The sequence below is a fragment of the Bacteroides fragilis genome (assembly GCF_019583405.1).
Taxonomy (GTDB): Bacteria; Bacteroidota; Bacteroidia; order Bacteroidales; family Bacteroidaceae; genus Bacteroides; species Bacteroides fragilis_B.
Genome location: NZ_SZUU01000013.1, coordinates 57,260 through 67,149, shown reverse-complemented (window position 1 = coordinate 67,149; position 9,890 = coordinate 57,260). Strand labels below are relative to the sequence as shown.

The window sequence follows — 9,890 nt, the reverse complement described above, 5'->3', positions numbered from 1 at the left end:
ATTTTTAGTGATCAAAAACAGGATATGGGCACGTAAAAAGAGTTAAGGAAAGTGAAGCATCTTCGATGCTGGGGTGGGATATACTAAATTACCTAAAATTGTGCCGCGCAAATTTGCGCGCCACAACGAATGAACTGAATTCATCGAACATGATGTCGATGGAGAGTGCATCTTTTTGCGGAACAATCATTAAGTTCTGGCCATCCATTATCTTCCGGCGTTCCTTTAATTCCTGTTTCATTTGCATTACCTCTTCACAAAGTATCCCTACTTTCTGCTTTATTTCCAGTAGATCCGTTTCCGGCATATAGAGTGATTGGGTACTGTTATCTATACTCTTCCGATATTTATCTCTGAAAGTATATGCAAGTCCGATTGTCAGGTTGCTTTGCATATAAATTTTGTTGTTCAGTTCCTTGTTGTAGTATTTGGGTAAAATCTTCAATCCCGGTTCTATAAATACACTGAACTTTCTGTTTACATTATACGAAGCCTGAATTGAGAAGTTCCCCGAAATAGTGTTTACTCTTGTGTATTTCGGGTCATTGTCTCCAAAGTCATAATAGTTGAAACCGGCACCTAAAATAGCCGTCAGGTTGAATCTTTTGAATCCATTATTTCCTATCAGAGTCAGCATATAATCCAGGTTTGCGCTGAGTTGTGTGGCCTCTGCATTATTTTCTATCCGGTTCTTACCAATCTCCGCAGTGGCTCTGAAGCCCGAGAAAGGTGTCAGATATACTCCTCCGGAGACTTTGCCGCCTGCATACACGTTACCGATAGTCTTGGTCATCCATTCTCCATTCAGAGCACCCGATACAAACCAATTACCTTTTTCAAACTTTTCCTTGACGTTTGGCTGTTCCTGTGCCTGTAAGTTACAAGTTGTCAGTAGCAGTGCTGCCCCAACGATCCATTTATTTTGTTTCAATCCCAATATACCTGTCATGGTTGTTGTTATATTAATACGACATTTATTGATGCAATCTGTTTCTTTTTGTTTCCCGGACCGGTCACGACAATTGAAGTGATATAGAGTTTATCTCCTTTTTCCAACTGTCTGATCAATTCCATTTGCCTGGCCGAGAACTTGTTTCCGGTGTTGGTTATTGAAGTTACCGCTTTACTGTTTCCTTTAATCAATACCATTTCAAAACTGTTAATCTCGTAGTTGGCTTTCGGACCATCACTGATTGAAGCCCCCAATTGTGTCATGTTGGATACCAGCCGTTTGTTAATGGGTACATTTCCCCGGTATTGCACTGTATTTCCATTGTCATCCGTACAGAGGATATAGGGTGTCGGATCGGGCAATGCCTTTACGGTATATCGATACTCGGCCAGTTGTCTTGCCACTCCGTTTTTTATCTGTGTGGCGGTTATGGTTGCTGTCTGTGCTTTTTCATTGGGAACGGCGATGCATTGATTTCCTCTTTTAAGTATCTTTCCATTAGTCATATTGAATGTCACCTCGTTGAATGGGATTCCCGCAGTCAGTATATTTAACGGGTTTTCATAGTCGGTATACAAGATACTTGTTAAGGTGGGTGTAATCTGTACTACAGGCAGATCTACCGTTCCGTCTCTATTTACTATCATCTGGTCTTCATTGATGAACACAAAGGCTCCGCCTTTTCCGTCTTCCGCTTCTTCATACAGCAATGACCGGTATGCTTCGTTTACACACAGCAGCACCTCTTCCTGTATTTTGTTGATGAATGTCACTCCACCGATGGCAGGGAGATAGGAGAACGTCTCTTTTTCCCAGGAAATGCCCTTGCCCGGTCCTTCCGTATCCAGATAAGTGCCGACCAGTTTCCGGTGTGATTCATTTTTAATCAGTGACAGCGTCTCCGCTTTGAATGCTTCCAGTGAGAGCCTGAGCATTTTGCCTTTACTTCCGGTCACCGACAGGAATACTTCCGGCACAGCATTCAGGTCGTCTTTAGCCTTCAGTTTTCCCGTTTCATATTTTTCTTTGTCCGCTTTCCGGGCAATATCTTCTTTCAGTTCTTCCAGTGTGCCCATCAGCTTCTCTGCTGTTGCGTCTATGCTCTGTGCTGATAAGGTTGCCTGGTCATTCCGGCTGTTGTTGATTCGTTCCAGTAAAGTCCGGTTATATTCTTCCAACTGCTCTATTTGTGGAAGATAATCATTATTCATCAGTCCATATCCTTCCAAGACATCCGATGATATATTGATAGCCAGCATGGCAATCAGCACCACATACAGCAGGTTTATCATTTTTTGTCTTGGCGGTAATGTATATTTAGCCATGTGTTTCTGTTATTTCCCTGTTTTCACGTTCATGGCATTCAGCATCTGACTGTATTGTTTGTTAAGCAATTCAATGTATGCTGCCATTTTTTCCATCTCTTTTTTCAACTCTTCCGAATTCATATCGTTCAACGACCTGGCATGTTCGGTCATGCCTTTAATCTGTGCTTCGTATGTTTCATTGAGTTTTCCGATGTTGCTTTCCAATCTTTTCAGTTGCTGCAGGTACTTTTCCGTCACCAGCGTGTCTGCTACTCCCGTGTTCGGATTTATGTTTGCGTTTTTGTCATTCAATAACGGAAACACTCTTTCCCATTTGTACTCTCTTGCCGGTTCATCAAATCCGGAAATGAAGAAAATGAATACTTCCGTAAATAATCCGATCATCAATAACAGATTATCATAAGGCATGTGAGCTATTTTGAATACAGCTCCCAGAATTACAAGACAGGCTCCCCAACAATAACAGAGGTTATAGAAACGTTTTCCTGTTCTGCTCGATAAGAATTTACTTAATTTCATTAGTCAATCCGTTTTTGAATTCTCCACAGAGTGTACCGATTTTTACCTGGTTGATCATTTCTTTTATCGGTATAAAAATGACCGCTGCCAATCAGTGTATTCTGTGGAGAATCTCTGAGTTATTAGAATTTGTATATTACGCCTACGGTCATCATGCCGGCGGCAAACACATCATCCTTATTTTCCACATCATAGAACTTGGTGCTGATTTTAATTCCCGGTTCTGCAAAGACACTTAGTTTCGAGTTCAGTTTGAAGGCAGCCTGCAGAGAGAAATTACCGCTTATCGTATTCGTTTTCGATAAATTCGGAAAGTCGTTATCAAATGAATAGTAGTTGTATCCCAGTCCGAAAATCGCATTCAGCCGGAACTTGCTGTCTTCATTTGTATAGTTCTTCATCAAGCTCACCATGATGTCTGCTCCGGCACCTGCCGTTACAGCGTTGTATCCGCCTTTCAGCCACACATTACCGGCCTCTGCGTTGACACGCAGACCGATAATCTTGTTTAACCACACTCCACCGGATACTTTACCTCCCAGCATGTTGCTTGCCGAACCGTTTAAAGCCGATAGTCCATTTATACCTCCCGACACAAACCACTCCGGTTTGAACGGATTGTCCTGTGCTTTCATATTTCCGAATGCCATCAGCAATCCTACCAAGAGCAATACTGTTTTTATATTATTCAGCTTCATAATTTAGTTATTTATTAAAAGAATGGTGTTTACAGGATAGATTTTAAACTTTACCTCCCGAGTGCTGGCTTGCTTCCACATTCGTGTAAGTTATCTTCATTCCCGTATAAAATTTCAGAGTAATCGTTACAGTTCTTCCGCCACTGATTTTGAACGTGTATTTCTTTTCGCAATATTTGGCCTGGTTCAGGTAATACAGAATATGGTTACCGCTGATACCGGCCACCAGTTCATGGTTCACTTTATAAGTGCCTGTTGTGCCTTCTTGCGCTTCGATGGCACTGTTGATCATAGATGCCATTCCTTTTGCATCCGTGGCGTTTACACCGGCATTGGCTAATGCTGTTTCCGGAGTCACCGTGTATTCCCATCCGGCTGTTGCCTCAAAGTTGATTTTATATTCAGGGATGGCTGTCATATTCCCTTCGTTACTCTTTTTCTCCTCTTTGTTTGTCTCGCCTATCTGTTCAGAACCGGTAGTCTTGCTACTTTTGATACGCATTGAATACTTGCCGGACAATGATGCTCCAGCGGGTAATGTAAATGTATAGCTATTCGTAGCCCGGTCATAAGCAGCATCAGCCACTTTGTCCCAGCTTTCTCCAGCTCTTGTTGTCACCTTCTGGTTGTACACTTCCACGTCCTCAAATGTGGCATTCTCCGAGGCTTTGTTCACCACTGCCAGCGTGACCGGTTTGGCAAGTGTCACGGCCTCCGTTGTTGCCACTTCGATATTGGCAATAGCCACCGGAGTTTCCACTGTTCCTGTTGTCACGGTAGTTGTGGCGGCTGCAGGCTCTTCATAAGGAGTGATGCTCACGTTGGTTGTTGTTTCAATCGCTCCAGGAGGGACAATTACGGCTGCTTCCGCCTTTGTCATGTCACTGTGCCCTTTGTCTGTTACAATTATTTCTTCTGTTGCTTCGGCATCTATTTCCTTGGCGGGACTCTGCTTGCTTAGTTTTACGCTTAAGTTCACCATGCTGCGGTTCTCCGCATTGTCTGCAATGGTTGCCTGTGCATTATCTATACTCAGGTATCCCTCCTTTGTAAAAGTAACGGTATATGCTTTCTTACTGTCTACCGTCAGTTTGTATGCTCCTTCTGCATCTGTGGTAGCTGTAGCCTCGCCTGCTTTTACTTCCACACCGGGCAGAGCAGTACTTCCTTCGGTAACCTTGCCTGCGATGTAGTACTCTATCGTTTTCTCGGCAGGATCCACTACTATTTCCGGCTTCTTCTCGTCTTCACCGAAAGAGCATCCGGATGTTCCCAAGGTGGTTGCCAGCAGCAACACACCTATCTTAAATAAGTCACTCTTTTTCATAATCATTTTTGTCATTAAGAAAATATTAAAACTATTTTTTGTTTTTTTCTTTTTCGATACTTCTGATCAGGAAGTAACGTATATATTCCGGTTGGAAGTATCCGCTGCCCCGGTTCTCTGCCGGGCGTGTCTGATAGGTATATCCCATTTTCCTGTCGGCATACTCACCCCATGACACCATGCTGTATTCGGCTGCAAAGAATTCGGCCGGCTTGATTCTTATGGTATGGTTCCGGTTCCATTTCTTTCCGGGCAACGGGATGGCAAAATGAAAGCCCCCGTTGATCTCTCCTTCTACGTACATGGCGTATACTCCCACGGCATATTCTCCGAAGTGGCGTGTGCAGTCACCTCTTACCCCGTAGTCGCCGTATAGATACCTTCCGGCCTGTAAATCCAACTGGACATTGAATTGCGGAACATAGAGCGAGCCTTTCACTGCCGCATTGATGCGTTGCCTTGTCCCGATATACCATCCCTCGTCTGTGATGGCCGAATATCCGGTTGTTCCTATCTGTGCGCCCAGTTCCACCCGTCCGTTCCCGGTGCGGTATTTCACTTCCGCCTGTGCGCCGATCCGGTGATTGGTAAAGTTACCTATCACGATACGTCCCAGAAAGTTGTTACGGAACCTTATCTCCTGTGAGAGTGTCATCACCCCCGGCCGTATCTTCCGGTATTCCCCTTTCATATTGGTTACGATGGGGAAAACCACCTGTGCTGTTGCTTCTGCTCCTTTCCATAAAGCCATTTCCACGGCAGGAGACAGATTCACCGTATATGAATATAATTTCTCAAAAGTCGAGTTCTCTAAAGACACTTCCGGATATAGGACGATGTCCGCTTTCCATGCCGAGCGGTTGATCACTTCTGTGCTTTCCTTCAATAACCGCATGGGACGGTCGGTGCTGTAACTCAGCTCCATTCGTTCGTATACCTCTTTCAGTGTTATCTTACCGGCCTTGTAACCGGTTATCAATGTATCCGGCAGACAGATACTCAGTTGGGGAATGCCGTTTCCGTCCAGCGCCACCAGTTCCAGGTTTCCGTTACTTATGCCTTCCATTCCGGTGACAATCGCTTTTCCTATTCCGCGATAAGTTCCCCTATATACATTGTCCTCAAAAGCAGCGATGGTTGTTCCCCCGGCTTCGGCTGTCCGGATATTCTCCAGACCCAGCTCCCTGAGTTTACGGGCCACTTGCGCATGAATCATGACAGGGCAGGAGAGGAGCAGGCCGATTATAATTATCAATTTCTTCTTCATACGGATTAATGGATTAAAACGCATTCATATCGTATTCCGGCAGAAATACATTTAAACTCCCGGGTAAATACATTCAGCGAGAGATGTTTCCACAATTTGGCTGCTGCTCCTACGTTGAATCCGTCGGAGTCATACTCGGCCATGACGGACAGTGGTTTGCAAAAGGAGGGAGTATAACTGAGGCCGCCGAATATGCCGTCCTGTAAGATATACTTGTCTTTACTCAATGGGTGATAGTAACCTACGGTTGCTGCCAGTCGATGTTCGCCTATCATAAAGTTCTTTGTAACCACTCCGTATACGGACGCGAAATAATTATAACCCTTGTCTTTGAACGGATCGTTACTTCCAATGACAACTGCCGGCCAATATTTACCTTCTTTCAACGGACGTATCCTGACCGATAAAGACCTGTCCTGCTGATTAAATTTGGGCTTTTTAGCCATATAGTCACTTTTCAGCAAGATGCAACGGTAATTCAATTCTAAGAATGAAAAGAAAGTGATGTTCACGAAATAGTTTCCGGAATTATATTGAAACGGATTCAGTTCTTTGGGCAAGTAGTTGCCACCGATCATAAACGTTCCCGTCTGCTGCATCTCGGCGGTCGGAATGTTCATCATTCCCGTTGTCCCCATGGTGTACTGTGCCTTGATTCCCGATGCCATCACCATTACACAGACTGTTAATACTGCTCTTTTTAACCTCATTGATTTATGTTATATGGAGAATTTTTCTTTGGTGATGTTCCACAGGAACAGGGCATTTCCGATGATATACCGGCGCCACATCCGTTTAGGCTCTTTGATCAGGCGATACAGCCATTCCAGTCCGTGCTCCTGCCACCAGACCGGAGCACGTTCCACCGTACCCGCAAAGAAGTCGAATACCGCTCCGATGGTTCCTATGTGTCCGTTCACCTCCAGTTCATCCAGATGCGCATATGCCCATTTCTCTTGTTTGGGAGCCGTCATGCCTATCCATAATAGGTCCGGCTTTACCGCATTTACGGCATCTATCATCATTCGGTTTTCTTCTTGTGTAAACTCCGGTTTGTAGGGAGGGGAGTAAGCCTTGACTTGAATATTCGGATATATGGTTTTAGCTTTTTCTTTGATCAGCTTAAGTGTATTTCCGTTGCTTCCCAGAAAGTAGCAAATACCTCCTTTCCGGTTCAATCGCCCCATTTCATATTCAAAAAGATCCCATCCGGCGGTACGTTCTATGCTCTCTTTCCGGAGCCATCTGAAAGCCAGCACTATGCTTGCTCCGTCCGGAATCAGTGCTCCGCCTTTGAGCAAGGCTTCTGCAAATTCATCATCTTTCAGCACCGTATTATATGAATGGGCATTAATCGTGTTTATCAATAATTTACCTTCAGGCAATACCGATAAGTCGCTCCTGTGCTTCAGGAGTGAAACTGTTTTAAGCTTCAACATGTTTTGTGAAAAAGGAATGGGTGGTTATAAGTACGCTACGCTGTTACCTGTCACGAAGAACAGGCTTTCGAATGATGTGGTAAGAATTTCTTTGCAAAGGTATGCTTTTTCGGATAAAGAGAAAAATTTTATTGAAAAAAGATATCTGTGCACTGCGTCTTATTATTTGGTATAGATAGCTTCTTCTAAAATAGCTTTCATTCTCTCTTCAAATTTTTCTAATGTGAACTCTTTTTGAAACTTATTTTTTCCGGCTTGCCCCATTTGTTTTCGCAATTCCGGATGATCTAATAAATATTCTATTTGTTGAGCCAAAATTAGGGGATTTTGTTTCTCAACAATATAGCCGGTTTTACTATCTTCTATGATGTCAGTGATTCCTCCTTCGTTGGTACTGATACATGGTAAACTATATTCCATTGCTTCAAGCAGGACAAGAGGAAAACATTCATTATTGTAGTAAGTCGGGAAAACAAATAAATCTGCTTCTCGTAGATACTTCTCTTTTTCAGTTCCATATTGGGGACCGTGGGTTGTTACATAATCTTCCAATCCATATTTTTGGATTCTTTTATGAAATGTTGGGGAATCTATATCACTCCATTTGCCTACGAAGTCACAATGAAATTCCTTTTCTTTTTCTTTAAGTATTCTGCAAGCCTCCAGTAAATCCCATATTCCTTTTTCTACCATCATGTTCGATAAGAAGAGTATCTTGCAAGACTCTTGTTTCTTAGAGAGTGGTTTCGGTAGAGAATAACTTTCTGGGATTCCATTCGGACATATATACACATCTTTTGGGGCTACATATTTCTCTATATCTTTGTACAAAGCTTTTGCCAGCAATATAACTTTTTGATTCTTAAAAAAATGTTTGTATAAAAAGTTATCCAATACCCTGTCTTGCCGTGTCGCTACTCCTTTATTATGATAATGCGCAATTACGTTTTGTCCCATAGCTTTGAGTAACATCACCACTACAAAATCTTTGTAGAAAGCACCTCCTTTGGCATTGGGGGTTACATAGCATAATTGGGGTTTTTCTTTGTGGACAGTAGATGCGATATGTTTCATCTGCCTTAGAAAATTCCATAATTTAGAGAAACCTCCTTTCCCAATATCCGATAAATCTTTTGCCAATGTCAGATTGATATATCGGCAGTCAAATGTTTGGTTGATCAGTTTGCTGTCATGGATATATTTTCCCATCATTGATGCGCCATGGACCGGGGGAGGCATGTGCATGATGAAAAGTATTTTATTTCTTTTGCCGGTTTCTGTAGAGTTCTTCATATTTCTTTTGCATCATATTTAAAGAAAAACGTTCGATAGCAAATCTATGGGCATTTTTTGCCAGTTCCTCGTAATTGTGTTTATCCAGTTTCTTTGAGATAAGTTCAATAAATCCAGGAATGGAATTATTGTTTACACTTAATGGCCAATCTTCCGGTAGTGTATCTTTTAGTCCGGGGCAGTTATTTATGATTGTGGGGGTATATGCTAAGCTGGCTTCTATAGGCATAAGAGCCAGACCTTCGTGGTTAGAAGGCATAAATAAGTAATCAAATGAACCGATGTACTGAGCCAGTCCGAATACTTTTTGATATACTGTTACATTGGTTAATCCTTTAAAAGCTGTTATTACTTTAGGTTCCATAGCTCCACTCCCTACCACATGAAAGTAAAATCTTGAATCATCCTTGAGTGCACTGACTACTGCAATCATTTGGTCTACTCCCTTTTGGTATTCTAATCTTCCGGCAAATAGAATATTAATCTGTGTTGGTTTGATTACTTGAAACTTTTTTTGAGGTATTTCATCTATACCATTATAAATGATTGGTGGCTGTTCTCCCCCGTAACAGCGAGTATAGCAGTCTCTGGTGGACGTGGAGATTGCAATATTACTTTGGTGCTTTATATAATATTTTTCTACTATATTCCCTATTTTTTCCCATTCATTCCATAGCTTTGTATTGTGTATTGTTCTTATGTAGTTAGGGTTAATCCAAAAGCAAAGCCATGCTATTTTCCTAAATATCCAAAGTGATAGATCTGGTGTTTCCGTGTGTGCGTGTATGATGTTTGGAGAGTATTTTATATAGTACCAGATGAACCATATCCAAAAGAAACAGATTGCTATTTTTCTGTTTTTGAAAGGAGAGCAATGATATGGTATACCATTTTCTTTAAACTCTTTTTTAAGAGATATAGAGAAATCGGAGTGTCCTTTTACAACTTCAAACAAGTGGTATTTAAAGTTTGGATTTGGGGATTTTGTAATATTGATTGCTACTCTTTCGGCACCTCCGAGATCAAAAGATGAAATAATCTGAAATACAATCATGCTGTCGAAAAGT

Annotated in this window: 9 protein-coding genes and 1 pseudogene; all 10 read right to left on the bottom strand. The window is 42.2% G+C overall.

Features of this window, described 5'->3' with window-relative positions; translation table 11 throughout:
* Positions 1 to 124 precede the first annotated feature (124 nt).
* A pseudogene (locus FDF36_RS20040) lies at positions 125 to 949 on the bottom strand (OmpA family protein); the annotation flags it as partial.
* Between the two features lie 8 nt (positions 950 to 957).
* Positions 958 to 2,277 carry a type IX secretion system motor protein PorM/GldM gene (porM, locus tag FDF36_RS20035; protein ID WP_220392539.1) on the bottom strand — a complete coding sequence of 440 codons (1,320 nt, stop codon included), beginning with the start codon at positions 2,275 to 2,277 and terminating at the stop codon, positions 958 to 960.
* Positions 2,278 to 2,286: 9 nt separating this feature from the next.
* On the bottom strand, positions 2,287 to 2,799 hold the full coding sequence (gene porL, locus FDF36_RS20030) for a type IX secretion system motor protein PorL/GldL (RefSeq protein WP_065739447.1): 513 nt from the start codon (positions 2,797 to 2,799) through the stop codon (positions 2,287 to 2,289).
* 122 nt (positions 2,800 to 2,921) lie between these two features.
* Entirely contained in the window at positions 2,922 to 3,497 is a 576-nt protein-coding gene (locus tag FDF36_RS20025; protein ID WP_032536099.1) for a histidine kinase, read from the bottom strand.
* 43 nt (positions 3,498 to 3,540) lie between these two features.
* The gene (locus tag FDF36_RS20020) at positions 3,541 to 4,824 is read right to left on the bottom strand and encodes a carboxypeptidase-like regulatory domain-containing protein (protein ID WP_220392538.1); all 1,284 of its coding nucleotides are present in this window, start codon (positions 4,822 to 4,824) and stop codon (positions 3,541 to 3,543) included.
* Positions 4,825 to 4,855: 31 nt separating this feature from the next.
* On the bottom strand, positions 4,856 to 6,091 hold the full coding sequence (locus FDF36_RS20015) for a YjbH domain-containing protein (protein WP_220392537.1): 1,236 nt from the start codon (positions 6,089 to 6,091) through the stop codon (positions 4,856 to 4,858).
* 5 nt (positions 6,092 to 6,096) lie between these two features.
* Positions 6,097 to 6,801, bottom strand: coding sequence for a YjbH domain-containing protein (locus FDF36_RS20010; RefSeq protein ID WP_220392536.1), 705 nt, complete (start codon positions 6,799 to 6,801; stop codon positions 6,097 to 6,099).
* A 9-nt stretch (positions 6,802 to 6,810) separates the two neighbouring features.
* Positions 6,811 to 7,530, bottom strand: coding sequence for a WecB/TagA/CpsF family glycosyltransferase (locus FDF36_RS20005; protein WP_220392535.1), 720 nt, complete (start codon positions 7,528 to 7,530; stop codon positions 6,811 to 6,813).
* A 162-nt stretch (positions 7,531 to 7,692) separates the two neighbouring features.
* Complete coding sequence (locus tag FDF36_RS20000) at positions 7,693 to 8,775, bottom strand: glycosyltransferase family 4 protein (protein WP_220392541.1); 1,083 nt, start codon at positions 8,773 to 8,775, stop codon at positions 7,693 to 7,695.
* Positions 8,776 to 8,788: 13 nt separating this feature from the next.
* Positions 8,789 to 9,877 (bottom strand): glycosyltransferase family 4 protein, encoded by a 1,089-nt coding sequence (locus FDF36_RS19995; protein WP_220392534.1) that lies wholly within the window; start codon positions 9,875 to 9,877, stop codon positions 8,789 to 8,791.
* Between the last annotated feature and the right edge of the window lie 13 nt (positions 9,878 to 9,890).